At 58.8% G+C, this 24,065-nt stretch carries 24 protein-coding genes and 1 pseudogene; 11 read left to right on the top strand and 14 right to left on the bottom strand.

What is annotated here, in order from left to right:
• Nucleotides 1-100: 100 nt before the first annotated feature.
• Together JBO08_RS06570 and xerC are read left to right on the top strand one after the other, a co-directional pair.
• Nucleotides 101-913: a M949_RS01915 family surface polysaccharide biosynthesis protein gene (locus tag JBO08_RS06570; RefSeq protein WP_065945301.1), complete on the top strand. Its 813-nt coding sequence runs from the start codon at nt 101-103 to the stop codon at nt 911-913.
• 108 nt (nt 914-1,021) lie between these two features.
• Complete coding sequence (gene xerC / locus JBO08_RS06565; RefSeq protein ID WP_065873090.1) at nt 1,022-1,936, top strand: tyrosine recombinase XerC; 915 nt, start codon at nt 1,022-1,024, stop codon at nt 1,934-1,936.
• A gap of 125 nt (nt 1,937-2,061) precedes the next feature.
• Here xerC and JBO08_RS06560 read toward each other — a convergent pair whose 3' ends face one another.
• Together JBO08_RS06560 and JBO08_RS06555 are read right to left on the bottom strand one after the other, a co-directional pair.
• On the bottom strand, nt 2,062-2,919 hold the full coding sequence (locus tag JBO08_RS06560; protein ID WP_065873091.1) for an SDR family oxidoreductase: 858 nt from the start codon (nt 2,917-2,919) through the stop codon (nt 2,062-2,064).
• Nucleotides 2,920-3,033: 114 nt separating this feature from the next.
• Nucleotides 3,034-4,242: a multidrug effflux MFS transporter gene (locus JBO08_RS06555; RefSeq protein ID WP_065873092.1), complete on the bottom strand. Its 1,209-nt coding sequence runs from the start codon at nt 4,240-4,242 to the stop codon at nt 3,034-3,036.
• 158 nt (nt 4,243-4,400) lie between these two features.
• Here JBO08_RS06555 and JBO08_RS28410 point away from each other — a divergent pair.
• The 3 genes and pseudogenes from JBO08_RS28410 to JBO08_RS06545 form a co-directional block, all read left to right on the top strand.
• Nucleotides 4,401-5,156: pseudogene (locus JBO08_RS28410) on the top strand (MCP four helix bundle domain-containing protein); the annotation flags it as partial.
• Entirely contained in the window at nt 5,151-6,014 is an 864-nt protein-coding gene (locus JBO08_RS28405) for a methyl-accepting chemotaxis protein (RefSeq protein WP_371905344.1), read from the top strand. The pseudogene JBO08_RS28410 and the gene JBO08_RS28405, both read left to right, overlap by 6 nt.
• A 328-nt stretch (nt 6,015-6,342) precedes the next feature.
• Complete coding sequence (locus tag JBO08_RS06545) at nt 6,343-6,762, top strand: hypothetical protein (protein WP_065873094.1); 420 nt, start codon at nt 6,343-6,345, stop codon at nt 6,760-6,762.
• Nucleotides 6,763-7,602: 840 nt separating this feature from the next.
• On the opposite strand, the gene JBO08_RS06540 is transcribed toward JBO08_RS06545, so the two are convergent.
• The 9 genes from JBO08_RS06540 to JBO08_RS06500 are packed head-to-tail and all read right to left on the bottom strand — an operon-like array spanning nt 7,603 to nt 15,933.
• Nucleotides 7,603-8,679 carry a chemotaxis response regulator protein-glutamate methylesterase gene (locus JBO08_RS06540; protein ID WP_065880512.1) on the bottom strand — a complete coding sequence of 359 codons (1,077 nt, stop codon included), beginning with the start codon at nt 8,677-8,679 and terminating at the stop codon, nt 7,603-7,605.
• Complete coding sequence (gene cheD / locus JBO08_RS06535) at nt 8,642-9,175, bottom strand: chemoreceptor glutamine deamidase CheD (protein ID WP_065873097.1); 534 nt, start codon at nt 9,173-9,175, stop codon at nt 8,642-8,644. The genes JBO08_RS06540 and cheD overlap by 38 nt, the downstream gene beginning before the upstream one ends.
• Nucleotides 9,172-9,981 (bottom strand): protein-glutamate O-methyltransferase CheR, encoded by an 810-nt coding sequence (locus tag JBO08_RS06530; protein WP_065873098.1) that lies wholly within the window; start codon nt 9,979-9,981, stop codon nt 9,172-9,174. Before JBO08_RS06530 ends, cheD begins: the two co-directional genes overlap by 4 nt.
• A 9-nt stretch (nt 9,982-9,990) precedes the next feature.
• The gene (locus tag JBO08_RS06525) at nt 9,991-10,530 is read right to left on the bottom strand and encodes a chemotaxis protein CheW (RefSeq protein ID WP_065873099.1); all 540 of its coding nucleotides are present in this window, start codon (nt 10,528-10,530) and stop codon (nt 9,991-9,993) included.
• Nucleotides 10,531-10,567: 37 nt separating this feature from the next.
• On the bottom strand, nt 10,568-12,226 hold the full coding sequence (locus tag JBO08_RS06520; RefSeq protein ID WP_220074288.1) for a methyl-accepting chemotaxis protein: 1,659 nt from the start codon (nt 12,224-12,226) through the stop codon (nt 10,568-10,570).
• Nucleotides 12,227-12,255: 29 nt separating this feature from the next.
• A complete protein-coding gene (locus JBO08_RS06515; RefSeq protein WP_065873101.1) occupies nt 12,256-14,292 on the bottom strand; it encodes a chemotaxis protein CheA in 2,037 nt (678 codons plus the stop codon).
• Between the two features lie 41 nt (nt 14,293-14,333).
• A complete protein-coding gene (locus tag JBO08_RS06510) occupies nt 14,334-14,621 on the bottom strand; it encodes a lipid asymmetry maintenance protein MlaB (RefSeq protein WP_065873102.1) in 288 nt (95 codons plus the stop codon).
• Nucleotides 14,622-14,643: 22 nt separating this feature from the next.
• Nucleotides 14,644-15,012, bottom strand: a complete 369-nt coding sequence (locus JBO08_RS06505) for a response regulator (RefSeq protein WP_065873103.1) — start codon at nt 15,010-15,012, stop codon at nt 14,644-14,646.
• A gap of 9 nt (nt 15,013-15,021) precedes the next feature.
• Nucleotides 15,022-15,933, bottom strand: a complete 912-nt coding sequence (locus tag JBO08_RS06500; protein WP_225930702.1) for a methyl-accepting chemotaxis protein — start codon at nt 15,931-15,933, stop codon at nt 15,022-15,024.
• 636 nt (nt 15,934-16,569) lie between these two features.
• Here JBO08_RS06500 and JBO08_RS06495 point away from each other — a divergent pair.
• Nucleotides 16,570-17,196: a DUF1349 domain-containing protein gene (locus JBO08_RS06495; RefSeq protein ID WP_065880509.1), complete on the top strand. Its 627-nt coding sequence runs from the start codon at nt 16,570-16,572 to the stop codon at nt 17,194-17,196.
• Between the two features lie 58 nt (nt 17,197-17,254).
• Here JBO08_RS06495 and JBO08_RS06490 read toward each other — a convergent pair whose 3' ends face one another.
• Both JBO08_RS06490 and JBO08_RS06485 read right to left on the bottom strand, forming a co-directional pair.
• Nucleotides 17,255-17,767: a GNAT family N-acetyltransferase gene (locus JBO08_RS06490; protein WP_220078210.1), complete on the bottom strand. Its 513-nt coding sequence runs from the start codon at nt 17,765-17,767 to the stop codon at nt 17,255-17,257.
• Between the two features lie 90 nt (nt 17,768-17,857).
• The gene (locus tag JBO08_RS06485; protein ID WP_220074290.1) at nt 17,858-18,106 is read right to left on the bottom strand and encodes a CsbD family protein; all 249 of its coding nucleotides are present in this window, start codon (nt 18,104-18,106) and stop codon (nt 17,858-17,860) included.
• Between the two features lie 190 nt (nt 18,107-18,296).
• On the opposite strand from JBO08_RS06485, the gene JBO08_RS06480 reads away from it, so the two are divergent.
• From JBO08_RS06480 to JBO08_RS06470, 3 genes are all read left to right on the top strand, one after another.
• On the top strand, nt 18,297-19,109 hold the full coding sequence (locus tag JBO08_RS06480; RefSeq protein WP_065873106.1) for a DUF1206 domain-containing protein: 813 nt from the start codon (nt 18,297-18,299) through the stop codon (nt 19,107-19,109).
• A gap of 80 nt (nt 19,110-19,189) precedes the next feature.
• The gene (locus JBO08_RS06475; RefSeq protein ID WP_065880508.1) at nt 19,190-20,632 is read left to right on the top strand and encodes an ATPase domain-containing protein; all 1,443 of its coding nucleotides are present in this window, start codon (nt 19,190-19,192) and stop codon (nt 20,630-20,632) included.
• 23 nt (nt 20,633-20,655) lie between these two features.
• Nucleotides 20,656-21,018, top strand: coding sequence for a response regulator (locus JBO08_RS06470; protein WP_065873108.1), 363 nt, complete (start codon nt 20,656-20,658; stop codon nt 21,016-21,018).
• 88 nt (nt 21,019-21,106) lie between these two features.
• Here JBO08_RS06470 and JBO08_RS06465 read toward each other — a convergent pair whose 3' ends face one another.
• Nucleotides 21,107-22,147 carry a zinc-dependent alcohol dehydrogenase family protein gene (locus tag JBO08_RS06465; RefSeq protein WP_065880507.1) on the bottom strand — a complete coding sequence of 347 codons (1,041 nt, stop codon included), beginning with the start codon at nt 22,145-22,147 and terminating at the stop codon, nt 21,107-21,109.
• Nucleotides 22,148-22,282: 135 nt separating this feature from the next.
• Between JBO08_RS06465 and JBO08_RS06460 the strand changes: the two genes are divergently transcribed.
• Entirely contained in the window at nt 22,283-22,747 is a 465-nt protein-coding gene (locus tag JBO08_RS06460) for an Lrp/AsnC family transcriptional regulator (protein WP_065873110.1), read from the top strand.
• Between the two features lie 131 nt (nt 22,748-22,878).
• A complete protein-coding gene (locus JBO08_RS06455; protein WP_065873111.1) occupies nt 22,879-23,748 on the top strand; it encodes an oxaloacetate decarboxylase in 870 nt (289 codons plus the stop codon).
• Nucleotides 23,749-24,065 lie beyond the last annotated feature (317 nt).

The raw sequence follows: 24,065 nt of genomic DNA, 5'->3' as shown, positions 1-24,065 counted from the left end.
TTGGGCACGCACGCTCGGCCACCGAATTTTAGTGAAGAATCTTCTCTGCAATGCACCCCAAGTGCCGGTAAAGTAAGCCGTCTCTTGCCAGGGTGATCGGATGAATAGCGTGCAGCTTTTACGCGGCCAGTTGCGGCCAGTGTTGATGGGGTTGTTGATGAGCGTGGCGTGTGTCACGACCGTGCAGGCCGATGACGGGGTGGCGCTTACCAGCATCGACCAGGTGCCGGAGGGTGTGGAAGTGCGTGGCAAGCAGATCGCCGCCTATACCTGGGACGATAAACAAGGCAAGAACTTGCTGGTGCTCGCCGAGCAAGTCAGCGAGCGTGACGACGACGGCACCCAGTCCGCCTTTGTGTACGCGGCCCAGTACCTGATCGACGGCAACCGCCCTAAACGCGTGTGGATGCTGTACGACGATGTGCAGCATTGCGAGTTCGACGCGTCCCTGCGCTTCGACCGGGCCGCCACCAAGGTCACCGACTTGACCGGCGACGGCATCACGCAGGCTACCGTGGGGTATTCGCGCACCTGCACCAGCGACGTCAGCCCTAACGAATTCAAGCTGATCATGCATGTCGGTAAGTCGCAGAAGTACCGTCTGCGCGGTGTCGACCGCGTCGGTGCGGCCTGGTGGGACGAAGAGGCCGGCGCACTGCGTGGCATGCCATTGCCCAAGGATTGCAGCGTGGCCGGGCAGCAGGAGCTGGTCAGCCAATACAAGGAGCAGGGCACCGAATTGCCATTGCCGGGGTGTTATGGCGACGAGAAGGACTTTGCCAAGGCGCCGGAAGCGTACCTGACGTTCATGCGCCAGCACTGGTTCGCGCTGATGCAGAAGCAGGACAGCGACTGGAGCCAGACCCTGGTCCAGCCGCAGGAGCCCACCGAGGATGACGACACCGCCCCGTGACTTTGTGCCAGGGCCCGTCCTGGGTTAGACTCGGCCTTCGCCAATTCACTAAATACCTCGATTAAACAAAGGCTTGCTCGAGGTATTTAATCCAAAGGCTGATTTACTTTGACTGAGTCTATCCGCAACCCGCTGACCCTCTACCTCACCCGCCTGGCCCCCTCCAGCCAACTGACCATGCGCTACGTGCTGCAAGATGCAGCCGACCGCCTGGGCTTCGAGGACATCAACCTCGAAGACATCGACTGGCATCTGCTGCAACCCGAACACGTCATCGCCCTGGTCGCCGCTTTGCGCGAAGATGGCTATGCGCCAAACACCTCGTCGCTGTACGTGAATGCCGTGCGTGGAGTGATGAACGAAGCCTGGCGTATGAGCCTGATCAGCCAGGACCACCTGCTGCGCATGCGCACCGTCAAGGCCACACCCGGCACGCGCCTGAGCCAGGGCCGCAACCTGCGGCGCAGCCTGATCCGCGAAATGATGGAAGTCTGCGCCGCCGACCCACGCCCGCAAGGCCTGCGGGACGCGGCGGTGATCGGCATTCTGTATGGCTCCGGCATGCGCAAGTCGGAGTCGGTCAACCTCGATTTGGCGCAGATCAACTTCGAAGAGCGCAGCCTGCGGGTGATCGGCAAGGGCAACAAAGCGTTGATCAAGTACGCGCCGGACTGGGCGTTCGCTAAGTTGCAGGCGTGGCTGGCGTTTCGACGTGAGCAGCTCAAGGAGGGTGAGCAGGACGACAGCTTCCTGTTCAACCGCATTCGCCGCGGCAGCCATATCACCCGCGAGCGCATCACCAAGCATGCGATTTACTACATTGCGCGCCAGCGCGGCGAGCAGGTGGGGGTGAAGATCATGCCCCATGACTTCCGTCGCTCGTTTATTACGCGGGTGATCGAGGAGCATGACCTGTCGATCGCGCAAAAACTGGCGCATCACACCAATATCCAGACCACTGCCAGCTATGACGTGCGCGATGACAATGAGCGACGGCGGGCGGTGGATCGGTTTGATCTGTAGAACCGGCGAAGGGGATCCCCTGTGGGAGCCGGGCGTGCCCGCGATGCAGTCACCTCGGTATTTCTGGTGTACCGAGATGATGCAATCGCAGGCAAGCCAGCTCCCACAAGGGTATTGGGCAGGGTTTAGAGGATGGGTTTGCCGCCGGTCACCGCGTAGCGCGAGCCGGAGATATAGCTGGCCTCATCCGAGGCCAGCAACACGTAAATCGGCGCCACTTCCACTGGCTGCCCAGGCCGGCCCAGCGGCGTTTCACTGCCGAAGCTCTTCACGTCTTCATCGGTCATGGTCGCCACAATCAACGGCGTCCAGATCGGGCCCGGCGCGACGCTATTGACCCGAATGCCTTTACTGCCGAGCAATTGCGCCAGACCACCGGTGAAGTTGGCAATCGCGCCTTTGGTGGCGGCGTAAGGCATCAGCGTTGGCTTGGGCATGTCGGAGTTGACGGACGACGTGTTGATGATGGAGCTGCCGGCCTTCATATGCGGCACCGCCGCCTTGCACAGGCGAAACATCGCGGTGATGTTGATATCGAAGGTCTTGACCCATTCCTCGTCCGAGATTTCATCCAGCGTTTCATGGCTCATCTGGAACGCAGCATTGTTGACCAACACATCGATATGGCCGAATTGCTCGACCGTCTTGTCGACCAGCGCCTGGCAGACGCTGCGCTGCGCGATGTCACCGGGCAGCAACAGGCACTGGCGACCGGCTTCTTCGACCCAGCGTGCTGTTTCCTTGGCGTCTTCGTGTTCGTCCAGGTAAGCGATGGCCACATCGGCGCCTTCGCGGGCAAACGCGATGGCGACCGCGCGGCCGATACCGCTGTCGGCGCCGGTAATCAGGGCGATCTTGTTGGCCAACCGACCAGACCCTTTGTAACTCTGCTCGCCGCAATCGGGGTACGGGTCCATTTTTTTCTGGGAGCCGGGCACGGATTGAGCCTGCGGGGTGAAGGGCGGGCGAGGGTAGTCAGTCATTTCAATCTCCATAGGTTTCCAAAGGTGCTATGGGATTAGTAATGAGCAGGCCGGCGATAGTTGTAATGGATGCCGGTTGGGCCCGACGAATGGTTTACGTCGGGCCTGAGCCTATCAGGCGGAGGGCGGGGCGCTTGCCAGGTGCGCGGGCAAGCGTCGCAACGTCCACCACGTGGTGAGCATCGCCGCGATGGCACACAGTGCGATGCCGACCAACATCGGCGCGGGCGTGTGATCGGCAAACACGCCGACCAGGGTCATGGACAGCGCGGCGGTAATCATCTGGATCGCTCCGAGCAAGGCCGACGCCGAACCCGCTATCGCACCATGATCCTCCAGGGACAACACGCCGGCCGCCGGCAGCAACAGGCCGAGAAAGCCGAAGCCGATAAACAGCAGCGTCATCATCAATGCCAGGCTGTCGACCCACAACGTGGTGATTGCCAGCAGCACCATGACCGCCGCCACGGCCACTACCGACCAACGAATCAGCGGCGCCAGGCCAAAACGCGCGCTGAGGCGGGCGGTCAGTTGGCTCATCGCAAAGAACGACGCGGCGTTCAGGGCAAAGCACAGGCTGAATTGCGTAGGTGTCAGGCCGAAGTACTCGATGTACACGAACGGCGCACTGCCGATAAACACGAAGAATGTGGCCAGGCCGAAGCCGCAGACCACCGATAAACCAATGAACACCGGATCGCGCAGCAACGCCCCATAACTGCTGAATGCGTTGCCCAGGGTTTTGCCCAGCCGGCGCTCGGCGGGATGGGTTTCCGGCAGTTGCACGATGGTCATTATCAGGCACGCCACGGCGACCACCGCCAGTACGGCAAACACTTCACGCCAGCTCCACAGCGAGATCACCAGGCTGCCGGCCAGCGGCGCGAGGATGGGCGAGACACTCATCACCAGCATCAGCAGCGCCATGAGTCGCGCGGCTTCATGCCCGGTGTACAGGTCACGCACGATAGCCCGGGGAATCACCATGCCCGCGCACGCGCCGAACGCCTGCACGGCGCGAAAGGCGATCAGGCTTTCGATGGTGGGCGCCAGCGCGCAACCCACACTGCCCACGGCAAAAATCACCAGGCCGGCATAGATCGGTGGCTTGCGCCCGAACACATCACTGATCGGCCCGTAGAACAACTGGCAAACCCCAATGATGACAAAGAATACCGTGAGGCTCATTTGTACCAGCGCCGGCGAGGCGTGCAGGCTGGCGCCCAGGGTTGGCAGGGCCGGCAAGTAGATGTCGATGGCAAAGGGGCCGACGGCAGTGATCAAGCCAAGGAGCAAGGCAAGGTGGGCGATACGTTGAGGCATGGGGCAGTTCCGGGCGAAGCAAAGGTCGATCAGCTTAAGGGATCCGTACAAAACCGCAAACGTGGGCTTCAATAACTCGTGGTGGCGGCCGATAACGTGACCAGTGGCGCTTCTGCGGTTGACTTTCCAACCGGCTCACCAGATACGGGGATATCTGCATGACGATCAAATTACGCTTGATTCTGTTGATTGTGACAGGACTGCTTACCGCCTTGATCATGAGCTTTGTCAGTTACCTGGGAAATACCCGGATGGGTGACGCCGTGCAGGAAAATGAAGTCAGCATGACGGTGCTGCGCAACCACATGGAAGCCGACATGATGCACGACGCCCTGCGCGCCGATGTGTTATCGGCCATGCTGGTGGGCTTGGGTAAAAGCACCAGCACCAAGGCCGAGGTCAACAGTTCGCTGCAGGAACACGCCGAGCATTTTCGCCAAGTGTTGGCGGACAACCTGAAACTGCCACTGGACGATACGCTCAAGGCAAACCTGGAAAAAATCCGCCCGAGCCTCGATAGCTATATAGGTGCAGGCGAGCGCATCGTCGCCCTGGCGCTGGACAATCCGGAAGCCGCTCGCGGCGAACTGGATACGTTCAACACCGCTTTCACCCGGCTTGAAGAACAAATGGCAACCCTGAGTGAGCTGATTGAATCCAACACCCAACAGACCAGCGTTGGCACTCACCATACCATCAGCAACGCCAACTTCACCCTGGGCACCGTGCTGATCGCCAGCCTTTTATTGCTATTGGCTCAGGGCCGCTGGGTCATCCTCAGCATCATGGGGCCGCTGCAGACGGCCAGCCGCATTGCTGCCAGCATTGCCAGTGGCAACCTGAGCGAACCGATTGTCGAGCCCAAACGCAAGGACGAAGCCAGTTCATTGATTCGCAGCCTCGCCACCATGCAGCGGGATTTGCGCGGCATGATCGAAGTGGTGCGCAGCAACGCTCATGGTGTGAATGACATGAGCGAGCAATTGAGCCACGGTTGTCATGAAGTGGCTGGCAGCAGCCAGCAACAAAGCGCAGCGGCCAGTACCATGGCTGCTGCCGCGAGTGAAATGACCGCCAGCATTGAAGAAATCACTCGGCACGCCGGGCGCGCATTGGACATGGCCAACCAGGCTGAAACCTTGGCCAAGGACGGCGGCCGGGTGATTCATCAGGTGGTCAGTGACATGGACGGCATTGCCCGTTCCGCGCAGCAATCCGCCCAGGTTATCCGCACGCTGGACAAGGAGTCCGAGGCGATTTTCAGCATTATCCAGGTGATCAAAGGGATCGCCGATCAAACCAACCTGCTCGCCCTGAATGCCGCAATCGAGGCCGCACGCGCCGGTGAGCAAGGGCGTGGTTTTGCTGTCGTCGCCGATGAAGTACGCAGCCTTGCCGGACGCACCAGTGCTTCGACCCAGGAGATTGCCAGCATGGTCGGGCGTATCCAGCAAAGCACGCGGGAAGCGGTGACCAGCATGGAGGAGGGCGTAGCCCAAGTGGATAAAGGCATGGCGGTGACCGCCGAGGTGGAGCGGGCGATTCGCGAAATTCTCCAGGCCACCTTGAACACCACGGAAATGGTCAACGATATCTCCCGTACGATCGGGGAACAAAGCCTGGCCAGCAATGAAATTGCGCATCAGGTCGAGATGATTGCGGGTATGTCGGAGGGTAATAGCCGGGTCATCGCAACGACGGCGTCGACCACGGACGAGTTGTCGTCGTTGGCGGGCAAGCTGTCGCAGTCAGTTGATCGCTTCACGCTTTAGGTGCTTAACTATTTGATTTTAATGGTTATTTTTGTGCTTACTATCAGGGCAGGGGACTTAAGGTTCCGTGCCCCTTTGGCACACTGCACACCGGGCTGCCTCCGACTTTCCACGAATCTCTTTAGCTCAGGCGGCGGTCTACAACCGCCTTTGTCTCGCTGACCTTTTCTCACCCATTTGTTGGTCAATATATATAACTAAACTAAATGACTATTTAGTTGAGTTATACCTTAATTGCATTAATAAAGAGCAGGGTACAAGCGTTGGGGTAACCAGTTCATTGCCCTATAATTCCCGACCATGCCCAACACTTAGGAGCAACATCGCTATGGAAACAAGCACCTCCCAACCTTGGTACAACACACGTCCCGCGCCGGTCTTCATGACGGTTTTCTACTGCACTATTGTCTTGCTGCAAGCCGGTCTCTGGGTGGGATACGTAGGATTTCCAATGGTCCGGATGGGCGACATGTCGATCTTGCTCTTTATCAATGTCTGTGCCGTCACGCTGCTGACCTTCGCAGGCGGCTTGATGCTGCTGTGCAGGAAAAAGAGCAACTCGTTGTGTTTTATTCTGGCGTTGGCGTTGGGTGCGGTTTCTACACTGAGCCTGTTGAGCAGTAATTCCTTCGGAGAGGTGTTGTCGCTTCCAGTATTCAAGGAGTACGCCTTGGTGTTCGGCATTTGGATTTACAGCCTGCAACTGCGTACTTGCGGCTATTACGATTCCAAGCACGTTGCCAGTTAGTCAGCGTCGCTGAGCTGGGCCGTATCGAGTTAACCGTCGCAGGGCTTTTTTGGCGTCGCCAGATTTAGAGTGAGGCGTCGCTGGATATTTGTGGGTGGCGTTTGCTCTGATGCGAGAAGTTCGGCTTGGTCAGCTGGTAAAAGCAGCCTTCAGGGCTGCCCAGCTCTATAGATAACACTTCGCATAATGTATATTATGTTAAATTGTGTATTATGCTGTGGGTGGTTAATCCCTGTATCTCAGCCACTCTCATTTGGTGTGCTGGCCCGATGGGGTTTGTGGCAGTTTTTTCCAGTGCACAATCGACGAAGGCCTGACCGCTGACGCCAATCCTATTCGGTCCGTCAAACAAGAACCCAACTTTAAGCAGCGCAACACGGTGATCAGCCCTGGTAAGGCGCTGACTCCGCTCCAGTGGAATTATGTAATCGAGACCGCAGAAGTCATGGCTGCAGAGGATCCTAGGCACGAGCCTACGCTATTCATTGTGGCCACCCTCTCTCTACCTCCGAATCTCTGATCTCGTCGGTTGGGACAACTGGAAGCCTACGATGGGTTCGTTCAAGTACGACGGTGAAAACGGGTGGTTCAACGTTGTCGGTAAGGGCAACAAGGCCGCGAAAATTAGCGTGCGAGACGAATATATTGAAGCCTACTTGAAGCGTTATCGGACCACACTCTCCCTTCCTCCCTTCCTCCCTTCCCCCTTTGCCGTCTTACAAGGAGAGTACTCCACTAGTCACAACGGTCAGAGGTCGAGCTGGCCTGTCAGATCGTTACATTCGTGCCCTCATTCAGAGGGTGTTCGATAAATCACAGGAGGTGTCATGCGCCTCAAGTTCACTTATACAAAATCGCTTGATGAATATCCTCCAGTGCCATGATGCGCTGGGCGGCGTTGAGTTTGATGGCTTCCTTGGGCATGCCGAACACCACGCAACTGGCTTCGTCCTGGGCGACTGTCGCGGCCCCGGCCTCAAGCATTTCTTTGAGTCCGCGCGCGCCGTCGTCGCCCATGCCGGTCATGATGATGCCGGTGGCGTTCTTGCCGGCGAACTTGGCCACCGAGCGAAACAGCACATCCACTGATGGCCGGTGCCGGTTGACCAACGGTCCATCAATGACCTGGGCGTGATAATAGGCGCCGCTGCGAGTGACCATCAGGTGCTTGCCGCCAGGGGCGATCAGGGCCAGGCCAGGCAGGATGCGGTCGTTGTTGCGCGCTTCGCGCACCTCGACCTCGCATAAGCTGTTGAGGCGCTCGGCAAACGAGGCGGTGAATTTTTCTGGCATGTGCTGCACGATCACCATGCCTGGGCACACCCTCGGCAATGCCGTCAGTACCGCCTCCAACGCTTGGGTACCGCCGGTGGACGTGCCGATGGCGACGATACGCTCGGTGGTCTGTGCCATGGCATGGCCATTGGCGGCAGGCAGGATCGCATCCGCACTGAGCTTGCTGGCCGGGACCCGTGCCGGGCTGGCGCTTCGCTTGCCCAGGTTCCTGACGTTGGAATTCGCTGCGGCGCGGATCGCGGTAACCAACTCGGCCGCCGACTCGATCAGGAAACTCTTCAACCCGGTGCTGGGCTTGGTGATGATTTCCACAGCACCCGCCGACAGCGCCTGCAGGGAAGTTTCCGCGCCTTTCTGGGTCAGCGAGGAACAGATCACCACCGGTGTCGGCCGCTCGCTCATGATTTTCTTGAGAAAGGTGATGCCGTCCATACGTGGCATTTCCACGTCCAGCACGATCACATCCGGCCATTCCCGGGCGAGTTTGTCCATGGCGAAAATCGGGTCGGAGGCGGCGCCCATGACGTGAATATCCGGCGTATCGCTGAGGATCGCCAGCAGTACCTGGCGCACCACGGCCGAGTCATCGACCAGCAGCACACTGATTTTTTTGGTAGGCATCTTGTTGAATTATTCCCATTGGTTGGTGCCGGACCCAGACGTTGCCGTTCCACAGGTCGAACATGATCGTGCGGTAACCGGTACTGCCCATGTCCTGGGCTGTCAGGTGCAGGTGATAGTGCTCGGCAAGGGCCAGCGCTGCGCGAATATTCAGGCTGGCCACGTCCTGCGTTGGCAGGCGGCGCTGCTGCTCGGGAAACATCTTGCCGCCGCCGAACAACTTGACCTGGTAATCCCGTGCATGCGTGCCATTGACCTCGGCGTGGCGCAGCAGCAGTTCCAGGGCTTCGTCGGCATATCGGCCATCCAGGGGCTGGTGGTCGCGCAGGCGCCCCGGCAGCATGAAGTGACACATGCCGCCGATCAGCCGTTGCGGGTGCCAAAAGGTGATCGCCACGCAGGAACCGAGCAAGGTGCGCAGGCGCGTCGACTGCGTCGCAAAGCTGACCTGCCCAGGGGCTAATACCACTTCGGCCGTACCGACAGGCTTTTTCATGGCTTGCGGTAAATCGACGGTGCCACCAGCTTCAGGGTGTCATTGACGCCGTGGAGGCTTTCCGAGTGACTGATGATCAAGTAGCCGCCGGGTCTGAGCAGCGGCAGCAGGCGCGCGATTACCTGGCTCTTGGTCTGCTGGTCGAAATAAATCATCACGTTGCGCAGGAAGATCACCTCGAACTCTCCCAGGGCGGGCAGCGCTTCGTTAAGGTTGACCTGGACAAAATTGACGCGGCTACGCAAGGCCTTGTCGATCAGCAAGGTGCCCTCCTGGCGACCAATGCCCTTGAGGCAGTACTTGGCCAGCAGCGGCTGGGGCAATGTCTCGGTGCGTTCCATGGAGTAATGGCCGGTGCGCGCCTTGGCCAGCACTTGGGAGCTGATGTCCGAGCCGACCACTTCCCAGGGCGTGCTGCCGAGGCTTTCGGCCAGGGTCATCGCCAGGCTGTAGGGCTCTTCGCCCGAGGAACTGGCCGCGCTCCACACGCGAAACACCTTGCCAGGCACGGCCTGGGGCAGCACCTGCTGACGCAGGAAGTCGAAGTGCTTGGGCTCGCGAAAAAAATAGGTTTCGTTGGTGGTCAGCAAATCCAGCGCAACCTGCAATTCGCCCTTGCGCTGGTCATTCATGATCAGCTTGAAATACTCACCATAGCTCTGCAGCTCATAGTGCTTGAGGCGCTTGAACAGGCGCCCGGCCACCAGGGCTTTCTTGGCCGGCGACAGGTTGATGCCGGCCGCGCGGTACAGCCAGGTCTGGAACTGACCGAATTCACGGTCGTCGATGGAGACAGTGTCTTGCATGGTCGGGTCTCAACGCGGGTCGAGGTCGAGGGCCGGCGCCTGGCCGGCCTCGGCGAGGCTGGACATCTCATCGATAGACAGCACCCTGTCCACCTCCAGCACGATCACGAACTTGCCGTCGACCTTGGCCATGCCGCTGATGAAATCGGCGCGAATTCGCGCGCCGAAGTTGGGTGGCGGTTCGATCTGCGTGGCCGGGATCTCCCTCACGGCAGACACCGTATCGACCAGCAGCCCGATGTCCTGGGGCTGACCATCTTCGGTACTCGCTTCGATGATGATCACGCAGGAGCGCCGCGTGATCGCCGAGTTGGCCCGCCCAAAGCGCGCCGACAGGTCGACCACCGGCACCACCGCGCCGCGCAGGTTGATCACCCCGCGCACAAAAGCAGGCATCATCGGCACCACGGTCAGGCTGCCGTATTCAATAATTTCCTTGATCCCCAGAATGCCGATGGCGAACATTTCGCCGCCGAGCATAAAGGTCAGGTACTGCGCATCCTCATCTACCGCCACCGCGGTCTGCCGGTTCGTCATTACTGCGCCCATGTCACTCTCCCTAGTAAGGCCCGTATTGATCGTGCGATCAGAAGCGGGTGAAATCTGCTTCGTCAGGGGCACTGGCCATGGTGTAGGCGAACGCCTTGCGCTGCGCCGGTGGTTTCGGGCGTGGTGCCTGACGGTTGGGCTTGCTGCCCGGGCTGTCCACGCTGCTGCTTTGAACCGCGGCCTTGGGCGCCGAATCCAGCACGAAGAAGCTCATGGCCTGCTGCAGTTGCTCGGCCTGGCTGCTCATTTCCTCGGCCGTGGCCGCCAGTTCCTCGCTGCTCGAGGCATTTTGCTGGGTCACCTGGTTGAGCTGGGTCATCGCGGTGTTGATCTGCGCGACACCGGCGGCCTGTTCCTCGGACGCGGCGCTGATTTCCTGCACAAGGTCGGACGTCTTGTTGATGGAAGGCACCATTTCGTCGAGCAACTTGCCGGCTTTCTCGGCCATGTCCACGCTGCTGGAGGACAGTTCACCGATCTCTTGGGCGGCTACTTGGCTGCGTTCAGCCAGCTTGCGCACTTCGGCGGCTACCACGGCGAAACCCTTGCCGTGCTCGCCGGCCCGAGCAGCCTCGATGGCGGCATTGAGCGCGAGCAGATTGGTCTGGTAGGCAATGTCATCGATGATGCTGATGCGCTGGGCGATTTTTTTCATCGCCACCACCGTCTGCTGGACCGATTCGCCACCCTCGGTGGCTTCCTTGGCGGCCTTGCTGGCCATGCCATCGGTGACCTTGGCGTTTTCGGTGTTCTGGTTGATGCTGGCGCTCATCTGCTCGACCGACGCACTGGTTTCCTCGACGCTGGCGGCCTGCTCACTGGTGGCCTGGCTCATCGATTGCGCGGTGGCGCTGACCTCCTCGGAGGCACTGGCCAGGTTATCGGCGGCGTTACGCACTTCGCCGATGATATGCGCCAGCTTGCCGACCATATTGCGCATGGCGTTGAGCACCATGCCGGTTTCATCTTTCCCACCCGGCTCGATGTGCGCACTGAGGTTGCCTTCGGCCAATTGCTCGGCGGCGCTCGCGGCTTGGCGCAACGGGCGGGAAATGATCCGTGCGATGAATACCGCCAGGCCCAGGCCGATCAACAGGGCCGCGACCAGTACCGCGATAATCGACACGCGTGCGCTTTCATACAGCGCCGAGCCCTTGTCACCGGCGGCAGTCGCGCCGGCGTCATTGAGCTCGACCATTTTCTGCAGGCGAGTGGTCACCTCATCAAAATGGCTCTTGGACTCTCCCCTGAGCAAACCGCGCGCCTGGGCTTCCTGGTTCTGCCGGGAAAACTCGAGCAACTGCTTGCTGGATGCCAGGTAGGCGTCCCAAGCGCTTTTCACGCTGGCCAGGAGCTGTCGATCTTCATCGTTCGACAGCAATTGCTCGTAGGTGCCCATGCGGGTTTCGAACTGTTGGCGCGCGTCGATGGCTTCGCGTTCGGCCTGGGCCTTCTCCTCTGCAATCTCGGTACCGATGTGGCGGTTTTCTTTCAAGCGGTAGTTGGCGGCAAAAAAACGCATGCCTGCCGCTGCGCGCATGGAGGGCATCCAGTTGCCCTTGATGTCCTGGGCGGCCTGGTTGACGGCACCGAGCTGAAGGACGGCGAAGCCGCCCATGGCCCCGGTGAGCGCCAGGACCACCAGGAATGAGCAGATCAACTTGGTGGAAATTTTAAGATCGTAGAACCATTTCATCGGGGAACCTCCATGGAATTGCAAATACGTCAGCGGGCGACGACCGGTAGCGACTGAGGCGCCTGGGTCGTGCGGGCTTCCAGGTGTACGATTTGGTTGAGCAGTGCCGGTACATCCAGGATCAGGGCCACCGCGCCGCTGCCCAATATGGTCGAGCCGCTGATGCCGCGCAGTGCGCCGAACAACTTGCCCAAGGGTTTGATCACGGTCTGGAACTCACCGAGCAGGTCATCCACCACCAGCCCGGCCTTATGCTCGGCGTAGCGCACCACCACCACATTCTGGCGTCGGCCAACAGGGCCTTCATGGCTGAAGTGATCACGCAAGTGCACCAGCGGCAACACCTCGCCACGCAGATCCAGATAGCCCGTGTCGCGGCTGGACTGGCGCTGGTGTTCATCCAGCTCGATACATTCCTGGACCATGTCCAGGGGAATCACGTAGGTGGACTGGTCGATGCCGACCAGGAACCCATTGATGATCGCCAGGGTCAGCGGCAAGCGAATGCGCACCACGGTGCCCTGCCCTGCGCGGCTGTCGAGGTCGACAGTGCCGCGCAACAAGGTGATATTGCGCTTGACCACGTCCATGCCGACGCCGCGCCCGGACAGGTTGGTCACGGCCTCTGCGGTGGAGAACCCCGCTTCGAAGATCAGGTTGTAGATCTCCTGGTCGGTGAGCACCGCACCGCCGGCCACCAGCCCGCGTTCCTGGGCCTTTTGCAAGATGCGTTCGCGGTTGAGCCCGGCACCGTCGTCGGCGATCTCGATGACGATGCTCCCCGAGTCATGGTAGGCATTGAGGCTCAAGTGGCCCTTGGCCGACTTGCCGGCCGCACGCCGCGCATCGGCGCTTTCGATACCGTGGTCCATGGCGTTGCGCAACAGGTGCATCAGCGGGTCGCCGATCTTCTCGACCACGGTCTTGTCCAGTTCGGTCTCCGCGCCGCTGATGCTCAGTTCGATGTCCTTGCCCAGCTCCTGGCTGATATCGCGCACCACGCGGCGAAAGCGGTTGAACGTATCGCCGATCGGGATCATGCGCAAATGCAGGGCGCCATCGAGGATCTCTTCCACCAGCCCCGATACCGTCGAGGTGGCCTCTTGCAAGGGGTCGTTGTTACAGGAACGGGCCAGCAGGCTCGCGCCGGCGCTGGCGATGACCAGCTCGCCGACCAAATTGATCAACTCGTCGAGCTTGTCGGCGTTGACGCGTACGTAATTGCCGTCGCGGGGTTTCGCCTCGCTGGCTGCCGGACGCTGCGGTGCGGCGGTCACAAGGCCCGGCTCGACCGGCGTGACCAACTCGCCAGCGATGGCCGCCGTGCTGGCGGGCGCTTCGTCGACGGCACTGATGTGCACTTCACAGTCGTCACGCACAAAGTCGAATACTTCGTTGAGGGTGGCGTGGCCGGCGGTCGAGCGCAGGTCGATCTCGAAACCCAGGTAGCAGCTTTCCGGGTCCCAGCTGTCCATGGGCGGGATGCTGTCGGTCAGTGTGGTGACCTGCATCATCTGCCCCAAGGTCTCGAGGTAGCGCAGAAATGACAGCGGGTCCATGCCATTACGGAACACATCCACGCCGAAGCGCAGGGAGATGTGCCAGAGCACTTCGACCGCCGCGTCGTCGGCCACCTCAGCGGTTTCGACGATGGCAGTGGCGGTTCGCATCGGCTGATAGGCACTCAGCGCCTCGCGCAATGCCTCACCGCGCTCCAGAGCCGCAGGCGTCGGCGCTTCACCGCGGTTGGCGACCACTTCGACCAGTTCGAGCATGTGATCGCCGCACTTGAGCAGCAGCGCGATCAATGCGGCGTCCACCGCCACATTGCCTTCGCGCAGGCGGTCAAGCACGTCTTCGACGATATGCGTGAACCCCACGATCGACGCCAGGCCGAAAAGGCCCGCCGAACCCTTGATGGTGTGTGCGGCGCGGAAAATCGCGCCAATGGCATCCTGGTCGCCGGGCTCGCTTTCCAATTGCAGCAGGGATTGCTCCATGGCCTGCAACAGCTCGCGTGCCTCTACGATGAATGTCTGCTGTGCCTGATCGAGATTGATGCTCACCGGGACTTTCCTTGTCGATCAAAAAACGTGGGAAGCGCTGACTACGAGGCCGCGCTGCGACACAGTTGGAGCGTCTGCATGACCACCTGGCTCTGGCCGGTCACGCTCAAGGCGGTACCGGCGATGCCGGCTTCACGCCGGATGACCGCGAGCAACTGCAAGCCGGCGCCATCCATTTCCGTGACCTCAGACAGGTCCAGTTCCAGGCGGGGTGCCGCGCCCATCTGCGGCAGCAGCGCCCCCGCCAGTTCCGCTACGGTGTAGATCGTAAGCTCGCCGTCAATGCGCACGTGGGCAGTGTCGTCGACTGTTTCAGTGGTTATCGGCATGGGAGCCTCCCTGGCGCCGGGATCAAGGCAGGATCAGTTTAGACACGGCTGCCAACATCTGCGCAGGCTGGAACGGCTTGACCACCCAGGCCTTGGCGCCAGCGGCCTGGCCCTCGGCCTTCTTCGACTCCTGGGACTCTGTGGTCAGCATGATGATCGGGGTGAACTTGTAGTTGGCCAGCTTCTTGACCTCCTTGACGAAGGTGATGCCGTCCATGTTGGGCATGTTCACGTCGCTGATGATCAAGTGCACTTTCTGCCCGGTCAGCTTGCCCAGGGCATCCTTGCCGTCGCTGGCCTCGATGACGTCGTAACCGGCGCTTTTCAAGGCGATGCCGACCACTTGCCGCACGCTGCTGGAGTCGTCGACCACTAATACATTCTTCGCCATGATGTGCTCCTAAAAGAAGGTGATGTCTTGAGAATTCTGCTGCACGGCCGCCTCTCCATGATGGAGGCGCCGTTGCTCGTCGGTGGCGTAGGTGGCTTCCATGCGCGCCAGCCATTGGCGGGCGTCGACGGCCACGGCCTGGTCCGGGGCCCGGCTGGCCTGCAGGAGGTGCTCATGCAGGGCGTGCATGTTGTCTCGTACGTGGCTGAGGATCTGGCTGACCCGGTCCTGGAATTGCAGGTTCACCAACACTTCGGTCATCTCATCCCGGATGCCGTAGCTTTCCTGCTTGAGCAGGTCGGCGGATTCGGCCAGGCGCCCGGTGATGTTCTGGAAGCGTTCGAGCACCACTTGAATACTGTTTTCGGACTCGGCCACCGAATGGCTGTCCTGGTCGGCACTGCTGGACGCGGCCTGGACCAATTGCGTAATGGCGCTATTGATGATGTCAACCTTGGCCGACATCTGCTGGCCGGTTTCACTGGATTTGCTCGACAGGCTGCGCACCGCGTCGGCCACCACCGCAAAGCCGCGACCGGCCTCACCGGCACGTGCCGCTTCGATGGCTGCGTTGAGGGCCAGCAGGTTGGTTTGTGCGGCAATCGCCGCCACATCAGCGGCCATGGTGCGCAGTTCGCCAGTGTAGGCGGTCAGGCTGCGGACCTGGGCCAGGGTTTGGTCACGGCTGCTTTGAGTGGCCTTGAGCGAATTGATCACCTGGCTCAGTTCACTGTCACTGCGGGCCAGCGCCTCAAGCGCCCCGTCGGCGGCGTCGCCATCCAGTTCACCGGCAGCGTGCTGCGAGGCTTGTACCGTTTCCTGCAAGCGCGCGGCGATCCCGGTAAACCGGTTAGCCAGGCTCACAATCGCTTCTTCGGTCTGATGGCGCGAGCTTTCCACCTGCTTGGCCCAGATCGGCATGGCGCCCAGCAACACCTCATCGAGCTGTGTCCGGGAGGCCATGCCGGTGCGCGCCGCGTCGGCGTCGGCCAGATCCGCCTGCGCCCGCGCAACGCCCAGCTGTACTGCGTCACGCTGCGAACTCGCGCTCCAGGCGCAGGCACCGAGGCCGATCAGCACCAGTACCGCGCAGGCCGCCAGATTGGCCGCAGAGGTTGATTGCACGAGTGTCCAAATCACGGCCGGTACGACTGGAATGAAAGCGAACCAGCGAAAACGCGGATGACCGGGAGGGGTGATGCGGCTAGCTTGGCGCGGGGTCATGGGTTCGATCCTTGAACTTTGTTGCGGATATAAACGACATAGGAGTTATCTGCCCTGTGCGTAACAACTTTAGATATCCAATGTGCCTTCCGTCTGGTTTCTGCCAGATTTCAACCAGGTCCCAAAGCATGTTTTTTTGAACGAGCATCCATTAGCCTCTGGACTGGGATCGTGGGAGGTCGAGGCGGCGAGGCTAGGGATGTCGAGGAGACCAGGTCTATAAACATCAATCGATGAACAGTCGCGTTAACTTTTAGAGCATTGAGCCAGTAATCTCAGGCTCGTCAGTAGTTTGCAACGCAGACCCACCCAATAAATTGTGGAGGTGACAGGATGGATAGGAAGCAGACTGTAGAGGTCAGTCAGGACATTGATGCGTCAGTTTGGCGAACGGCCAATTGGCTGAACAAGCCGAGCTTTTGCCAAGCCTTTACTGACGGCACCTTGGAGGTGGTTACCGGTTTACAAACCGACTTCTGGCGTGAAACGCACTACGGATTCATACGCGACAGCGGACATTTCTTAGGGTTTGCAACCTCAGGAAGCTTTACGGCTCAGGTCAGAGTTAACGCCGATTTTCGCGAGCTCTATGATCAGGCGGGCATTATGGTCAGGCTCAATGAGGAGACTTGGCTCAAGGCAGGGATAGAATATAACGATGGAATGCCAATGATCAGTAGCGTCCTGACCAAAGGCCGGTCGGACTGGGCGCCTAGCTGCTTCACCGGTAACCCAAATGATTTTTGGCTTCGCTTAACCATTTCCGATGGAGCGCTACGCTTGCAGTATTCAACGGATGGCGTGACTTGGCCATTGCTCAGGCTTGCACCATTTCCAGAAGCGCAAAGCTATACAGTTGGCCCCATGTGCTGCACACCGGAACGGCAAGGGTTGCGGGTAAAGTTTTCTGAATGGTCTTTGAGTCAGCCTATCGGGAAAGACCTGCATGATTTGAGCTAGCCAATATGCCGAGCATACAAGTCAAGCAAGGAAGTCCCGCAACGGAAACCCCGCACGATTAGCGCTCATCGGCCAGAAGTGCCCAGCGCTCGTGATCGCACCAGACCCCGGCGATCTGAAGGTATTTCGGAGAAAACCCCTCTTTCTGAAATCCGAGACGTTTGACCAGAGCTATTGATCGCACATTTTCAGGTTGAATATTGGCTTCGATACGGTGAAGCCCTAACTCCTCAAAGGCATACATCGTTGTCAACTCGACCGCCTGGGACATTCTTCCAGTCCCAGCAAACGAGACCATGCCCCAGTAGCTGAGATAGGCGTTTTGAAATCCTTTATAGAAGATCTGGCTCAGATGGGTGACTCCGACAATGTGGCCAGATTCTCTATCGCGGGCCACTAGCCCAACGCTTGCGCCTATGATTTGAGCCGAATACCACTCCTCGAACCCCACAGCGGTTGTGAACGGCTGTACCCAGCAGCCATGATATTCCCGGCTTTCCCGATTTGCGTGTAGAAGCTCGTCAACATCTTTGCGCGTTACCCGGGCAAGCTTAACGTCTGACATTTCCATACTATCTTTTTTCCAGAGATTTCATTGCGGTGGAAACCGTCAATAGGGGGCCACCGCAACCAAAAGACGTTATACGCCTGCTGGTCTGAATCAGCGGCGCAAGAGACGCTCTAGAACCAAGAGCGCAACTGCACCAATTGCAAGTGCGGCACCCGGTTTCTCTTTAACAAACGTAGATACGCTGTCCAGTGCATCTCCATAAGTTTGGGTCAGTTGACCGGCAGCTTGGCGTCCAGCGCCTTCAGCTTCAAGCTTCGAATCACCAAACAGTTTCCCGACAACACTCTGTGCCTTCCCAGCAACTTTTTCTGCAACACCTTCTACTTGTTCACGCTTCATAAATCACCAAATCTTTGCGAGTAAGTGGGTATATCCAGGTCAACCTGAACGAGAGGTCATCTGCACTGCTTTAGGGGGATGAGCACCTTGATAAGTTCAACGTTGATGAGCATCGAAAGAGGCATCGCCTCAATCGAACCCCTCCCGGCAAGATGGGTCTGCTCTTGTATCACTCTTGGGAATAGATCCAATGTCCACGCAACACAGCCTTGTAGTACTCGCTCGCGGCGGATACGCCGCTCGGGGCGTGCTTTATTTGATCATCGGTATCTTCGCGCTGCTGGCAGCACACGATTCGACAAAACCGAAGGACAGCCATAAGAGCCTGGAAGCCTTGCTAGGCCAGCCGTTCGGCTATTTTTTGGTTGGGCTTGTGGTGGCAGGTCTGCTCGCTTTTGCAGGTTGGCGTGTCCTGCAAGCGACGCGTGATGTCGATCATCACGGCACAGAACTCAAGGGTTTGGTTATTCGAGCGGGCCTGTTTTCCGGAGGTGTCGTCAACGGTGCTTTAGCGTTTTTTGCACTCGGCCTCCTCATGAGCGGCATTCGAAGCTCGGGCAATTCCGGAGGGCAAACCAAAGATTGGCTGGCGCATCTGTTGTCTTGGGAGTACTCGAACGTGTTGGTGTACCTGATCGCCCTCCTTCCACTTGGCGTTGGAGTGGCTCACATCATTAAGGGATGGAAGGCGTCGTTCGAGAAATACTTTAATGCCGATGAAGATGTCATGCGCTACGTCCGGCCAGTGTCTCGGTTCGGTCTCATGGCACGTGGCGTCGTGTTTATAGAGATTGCGTTACTACTGGCAGTCAGCGGTTCTACCTATCAAGCCATGGACCCACCTGGTATGAAGGAAGCGCTCGACGCGCTCCAGAACCTTCCGGGTGGATGGTTGATTTTGATGGTGATGGCCTTGGGGCTGATTGCTTTCTCGGTTTACAGTTTTTCTGAAGCGTTTTGGCGCAGGATAAATATGGATGTGCCAGGAGTACCGAAAGCGTAGGTTATGCAAATCCTGAATGGCCCCAACGCTCGAATGGCGTTAGCATCCTGCCCATTGGGTTTAACGATCAGGGTCGTACTGTGGAAAAGCTAAATCGCCTTCAAAGCGGAATCGAAGGGTTGGATGTCCTCCTCAAGGGCGGACTGGTCGCTGGGGCCTCCTATATCATTCAGGGTCGCCCTGGGTCCGGCAAAACCATTCTGGCCAACCAGCTTGGGTTCCACCATGCGCGCAACGGCGGGCGTGTCTTGGTTGCCACGCTGTTGGCCGAGTCCCATGACCGGCTGTTCCAGTTCCTGTCGACCTTGAGCTTCTTTGACGCAGCCCGGGTGGGCGCGGAAATTCAGTTCGTCAGCGCGTTTGACACACTGGAAAACGAAGGTCTTGATGAAGTGGTCAAGCTGCTACGGCGCGAAATCAGCCGGCAGAAGGCCACGGTCTTGGTCGTAGACGGTTTACTCAACGCCCGCTCCAAAGCCGACTCCCCGATCGATACCAAGAAATTCATTTCTGAACTGCAAGGTCACGCCGCCTTTGCCGGTTGCACCGTCCTGTTCCTGACCAGCTCGCGATTGGATGACGGTAGCCCCGAGCACACGATGGTCGACGGTGTAATCGAAATGGGTGAGGAGTTGTTCGGTACGCGTTCGGTCCGGCGTATTCAATTGCGCAAGACCCGAGGCAGCGGCGCCCTGACCGGCCTGCATGAGTGTGAAATCACTGACGACGGCCTGATGGTCTATCCGCGCCTGGAAAGCCTCTATAGCTACCCGTCTTCACACGACAACGCCGACCTCACGCGTATCCCCAGTGGCATCGGGTCGTTGGATGACATCCTGAATGGCGGCCTGCACCGCTCCAGCGTCACGCTGGTGATGGGGCCATCAGGGATCGGCAAGACCACCTTGGGCCTCAAGTTTCTGGCTGAATCAACGGTAGAGTCGCCGGGCCTGCACTTTGGTTTCTATGAAAGCCCGCAGCGCTTGCGCCTGAAAGGCGAATCGTTGGGCATCGATATAAAGCAGCTGGAAGACAGTGGCGCGCTGACGATCGCCTGGCAACCGACTACCGAAGGTTTGCTCGACGGGCTGGGTGCACGCTTGTTGCGCGTGGTCGAGGAGAAAGGCATCAAGCGTCTGTTCATCGACAGCTTGAGCGGGATGACCCGCGTGTCGAATAACCCCGCGCGCATCACCGACTTCTACAGCGCTCTGATGAACGAGCTGCGTGCCAGGGGCGTCACGGTATTTGCATCGATCGAGATCCACGACCTTGTCGGCTCCGAGGTCAGCGCGCCCGCCTCTGAACTGTCCAGCATCGCCGACAACCTGATGCTGATGCGCTTCCAGGAAATTCAACTTGAACTAAAGAGGACGCTTTCCATTCTTAAAGTGAGAGACAGCTTCTATGACACCTCATTGCTGGAGGTGGTCGTCCGTGACCAAACCGTTGAACTGAGAAAGGTTTCCCGACATGCATCCTCAGTTCCCGCACACTCTGCGCTACCAGGCTCAGCATCATAAGTACTTGGTTAGGTTGAATTGACATGTCCACCATCCTTGTCGTCGACGACGAATACTTGATCGCCGATATTCTCGGCTATGCGCTGGAGGATGAAGGATTCATGGTCGTGAAGGCCGGTAATGGTCGCAAAGGCCTTGAAGTGCTGGAGCGGGAACGGCCAGCGTTGATCATTACCGACTTCATGATGCCCGTTATGGACGGACTCGAGTTCGCAACGGCCGTACGTGCGCTGCCGTCGCTCAATCACTTGCCTATTATTCTGGTGAGTGGTGCGCAAGCCCATGTCGGCATGGAAAGATCAGACTTGTTTGATGCTGTGCTGGATAAGCCCTTCAAGATTGATTTGATCATCGCCGAAGTACGGCGCCTGTTGACACCAGCTTGAATGCCGAACCTTTGGCAGGTGTCGGCGATGCGGCGACGGCGCCCTCCTCCTGCCTGCGCTTATCAGGCTGGATGGGCGCTCCAGTTGATCAAAACTGCGTAATCACAGTGACACCGGCAACTTCGAACCTGTCCATATTCATTAACGCGTCTATGGACTGTTCCAAGCTGATGGTGCGCCCTATCAGTCGCTGCGGAGACAGTTTTCCGGACTTGATCATCGCAAACATCGCATCGTACCGGTGAGCCTGCATACCGTGGCTGCCCAGGATCTCAAGTTCCTTGGCGATCACAGTGCTCATGGGCACGATGGGCGTGTTATTACCGCCCAGCATCAAGCCAACCTGGACGTGCTTGCCGCGTTTGCGCAGGTTGCTAATGGAGTTGAAGCACGTCGTCGGGTGTCCCAGGGCATCCAGGGACACATGCACCCCGCCGCCGCTGATCTCCATCACGGCGCCCACTACATCATCGACTTGACTGGCATTCACAGTCACCGCCGCACCCAGCGACTGAGCCAGATCAAGCTTGTCCTGGGCAATGTCGATCGCGATCACATTGGCGCCCAATGCATTGGCGATCATCACGGCGGATAAACCCACGCCACCACAGCCGTGCACCGCCACCCATTGGCCTGCGGTGGTTTTGCCTTGATCCACGACCGCTCGGAACGACGTGACAAAACGGCAACCCAGACTGGCGGCGGTGGCATATTCCATAGCGTCAGGCAGGGCAACCAGATTGAGGTCTGCCTGATGAATCGATACGTATTCGGCGAACGACCCCCAGTGCGTGAAGCCGGGTTGAAATTGGCTGTCACAGACTTGCTGGTGACCCGCATTGCACTGTGGGCAGGCGCCGCAGCCACCCACGAACGGAACGGTGACGCGATCGCCGATTTTCCACCTCACAACGTCCTTGCCCACCGCCTCGACAATGCCCGCCAATTCATGCCCGGGCACATGCGGCAGCTCGATGTCCGCATCGTGCCCGACCCACCCATGCCAATCGCTCCGGCACACGCCGGTGGCCATTACTTTTACGACGACGCCATGTGCTTCCGGTGCCGGGTCGGCAACCACCTGCAGCGTGGGCGGTGCTGAAAATGCTTCGTAGACCACGGCCTTCATAGAACCCCCTTAATTTGAAGTGTTCATTCATTATGCGTTGATCTTATGAATTTACCTTTCTTATAAAGGCGCCATTACAGTAAGTTCTGCAAGAAACTGATTTGGCCTGCGGGTCTGCTGAAAGGATCTTTCACTGTGGAAAAACTCGATAAAGTTGACCTTGAAATTGCCGACCGTCTACAACGGGATGGAAAGCTGTCCAATGCGAAATTGGCCGAGCAATTGGCGATGAGCGAGGCCTCCTGCTGGAGGCGGCAAAAACGGCTTGAAGAGTCTGGGGTCATCGAGGGTTTTCAGGCGGTACTCAATCGTCGCAAACTCGGTATCGGCGTCATGGCGTTCGTACAGATCGCGTGTACCCAGCATGGCGAAGATGTAACCGCGCAGTTCGAAGCGATCATTCTGGACAGCCCGAATGTGCTCGCCTGTTACAACACCACAGGAGAAGCCGACTTCCTGTTGCAGGTCGTCGCTAAAGACCTTGATGACTACAGCCGATTCGTCGAGAAAGTGCTGCGCAAGCTACCAGGCGTGTTCAACATCCGCTCAAATATCTCGCTGCGCGAGATGAAGGTGATCAACCGTTTGCCGCTGCTTTGAAGAGGCCGTATGCGTTAAACGCATACGCCTGCCTTAAACGTCATAATCCCCTGTTTCCTGGCGTGTTAATCTCGCACCACCACGAATAGACATTGATCGTCACTCGACGATGACCAGAACCAGGAAAGAACATGCCGAAACTCTCTCACTCAGCCTTGCGCCGCAAATTCCGTGAATTGCTAGCCACCCCAACGTGCGTTGAAACCGCCTCCGTATTCGACCCAATGTCGGCGCGTATCGCCGCCGACCTGGGTTTCGAAGTCGGCATCCTTGGTGGCTCAGTCGCTTCGTTGCAGGTACTGGCCGCACCCGATTTCGCGCTGATCACCCTGAGTGAGTTTGTTGAACAGGCCACCCGCATCGGTCGCGTCGCCCAGTTGCCGTACATTGCCGACGCTGACCACGGCTACGGTAACGCGCTGAACGTAATGCGTACTGTCGAAGAACTTGAGCGCGCCGGTGTGGCCGCGTTGACGATTGAAGACACATTGCTGCCGGCGCAATTTGGGCGTAAGTCCACCGACCTGATCTCCATTGAAGAAGGCATCGGCAAGGTGCGGGCTGCACTGGAGGCGCGGGTTGATCCAGAGTTGTCGATCATTGCGCGGACCAACGCAGGTGTGTTGCCGACCGAAGCGGTCATCGAGCGGACCCTGGCTTATCAGAAAGCCGGTGCCGATGGGATTTGCATGGTGGGTGTGGCTGATTTCGAGCACCTGGAGAAGATCGCGGAGAACCTGACGGTGCCGCTGATGCTGGTGACGTATGGCAATCCTAAGTTGAATGACGCCCAGCGGCTGGCCAGCCTCGGTGTGCGCGTAGTCGTTGCCGGCCACGGCGCTTACTTTGCCGCGATCAAGGCGACCTACGACAGCTTGCGTGCCCAGCGCCAGTTGACCCATAGCACCGACAACCTCAGCGCCACCGAGCTGACGCACACGTACACGTTGCCGGAAAGCTACGTGGCGTGGGCTGAAGAGTTCATGGACGTAAAAGAGTAAGACTCAAGCCCGAACGAGGGGACATCGGTCCCTTTTCGTTCAGGTTAAGAACCGATTACCCGCCTGCGGTAACCCCAGGTTCTCCTGTTTAATTGCCCTCCTCCTACCGCCCTTGTTGCATCTGGTCAGCATTGCTTCGCGCTGTCCCCACAAAAGACAAGTCGACATAACTACTCAGGCGCTGGGCCTTTGCGGGCCGTATCCAGCGGCTTTTTCCGTATCAATCTCAACCTTTTCCGACATCGAACGCTGTTCGCTTTCGAGTAAGGTCACGCCGGCTGGAAAGCTGACCGATAAGGCGCTAGCGCCGGAACGGC

This window comes from Pseudomonas sp. LAP_36 (assembly GCF_019456785.1).
GTDB classification, from domain to species: domain Bacteria; phylum Pseudomonadota; class Gammaproteobacteria; order Pseudomonadales; family Pseudomonadaceae; genus Aquipseudomonas; species Aquipseudomonas tritici.
The sequence above is the reverse complement of the archived record's forward strand: the minus strand, read 5'-3'. Positions and strand labels throughout refer to the sequence as shown.

What these genes read in the sequence shown, in the direction of transcription:
- JBO08_RS28405 (WP_371905344.1), top strand. Translation starts at nt 5,151, where the DNA reads ATGCAGCGGGATTTGCGCGGCATGATCGAAGTGGTGCGCAGCAACGCT.
- JBO08_RS06480 (WP_065873106.1), top strand. Translation starts at nt 18,297, where the DNA reads ATGTCCACGCAACACAGCCTTGTAGTACTCGCTCGCGGCGGATACGCC.
- JBO08_RS06530 (WP_065873098.1), bottom strand. Translation starts at nt 9,981, where the DNA reads ATGCAAGACACTGTCTCCATCGACGACCGTGAATTCGGTCAGTTCCAG.
- JBO08_RS06470 (WP_065873108.1), top strand. Translation starts at nt 20,656, where the DNA reads ATGTCCACCATCCTTGTCGTCGACGACGAATACTTGATCGCCGATATT.
- JBO08_RS06520 (WP_220074288.1), bottom strand. Translation starts at nt 12,226, where the DNA reads ATGAAATGGTTCTACGATCTTAAAATTTCCACCAAGTTGATCTGCTCA.
- JBO08_RS06540 (WP_065880512.1), bottom strand. Translation starts at nt 8,679, where the DNA reads ATGCCTACCAAAAAAATCAGTGTGCTGCTGGTCGATGACTCGGCCGTG.
- JBO08_RS06500 (WP_225930702.1), bottom strand. Translation starts at nt 15,933, where the DNA reads ATGCCGATCTGGGCCAAGCAGGTGGAAAGCTCGCGCCATCAGACCGAA.
- JBO08_RS06490 (WP_220078210.1), bottom strand. Translation starts at nt 17,767, where the DNA reads ATGGAAATGTCAGACGTTAAGCTTGCCCGGGTAACGCGCAAAGATGTT.
- JBO08_RS06465 (WP_065880507.1), bottom strand. Translation starts at nt 22,147, where the DNA reads ATGAAGGCCGTGGTCTACGAAGCATTTTCAGCACCGCCCACGCTGCAG.
- JBO08_RS06545 (WP_065873094.1), top strand. Translation starts at nt 6,343, where the DNA reads ATGGAAACAAGCACCTCCCAACCTTGGTACAACACACGTCCCGCGCCG.
- JBO08_RS06570 (WP_065945301.1), top strand. Translation starts at nt 101, where the DNA reads ATGAATAGCGTGCAGCTTTTACGCGGCCAGTTGCGGCCAGTGTTGATG.
- JBO08_RS06495 (WP_065880509.1), top strand. Translation starts at nt 16,570, where the DNA reads ATGGATAGGAAGCAGACTGTAGAGGTCAGTCAGGACATTGATGCGTCA.
- JBO08_RS06555 (WP_065873092.1), bottom strand. Translation starts at nt 4,242, where the DNA reads ATGCCTCAACGTATCGCCCACCTTGCCTTGCTCCTTGGCTTGATCACT.
- JBO08_RS06525 (WP_065873099.1), bottom strand. Translation starts at nt 10,530, where the DNA reads ATGGGCGCAGTAATGACGAACCGGCAGACCGCGGTGGCGGTAGATGAG.
- JBO08_RS06560 (WP_065873091.1), bottom strand. Translation starts at nt 2,919, where the DNA reads ATGACTGACTACCCTCGCCCGCCCTTCACCCCGCAGGCTCAATCCGTG.
- JBO08_RS06510 (WP_065873102.1), bottom strand. Translation starts at nt 14,621, where the DNA reads ATGCCGATAACCACTGAAACAGTCGACGACACTGCCCACGTGCGCATT.
- JBO08_RS06485 (WP_220074290.1), bottom strand. Translation starts at nt 18,106, where the DNA reads ATGAAGCGTGAACAAGTAGAAGGTGTTGCAGAAAAAGTTGCTGGGAAG.
- JBO08_RS06505 (WP_065873103.1), bottom strand. Translation starts at nt 15,012, where the DNA reads ATGGCGAAGAATGTATTAGTGGTCGACGACTCCAGCAGCGTGCGGCAA.
- JBO08_RS06455 (WP_065873111.1), top strand. Translation starts at nt 22,879, where the DNA reads ATGCCGAAACTCTCTCACTCAGCCTTGCGCCGCAAATTCCGTGAATTG.
- cheD (WP_065873097.1), bottom strand. Translation starts at nt 9,175, where the DNA reads ATGAAAAAGCCTGTCGGTACGGCCGAAGTGGTATTAGCCCCTGGGCAG.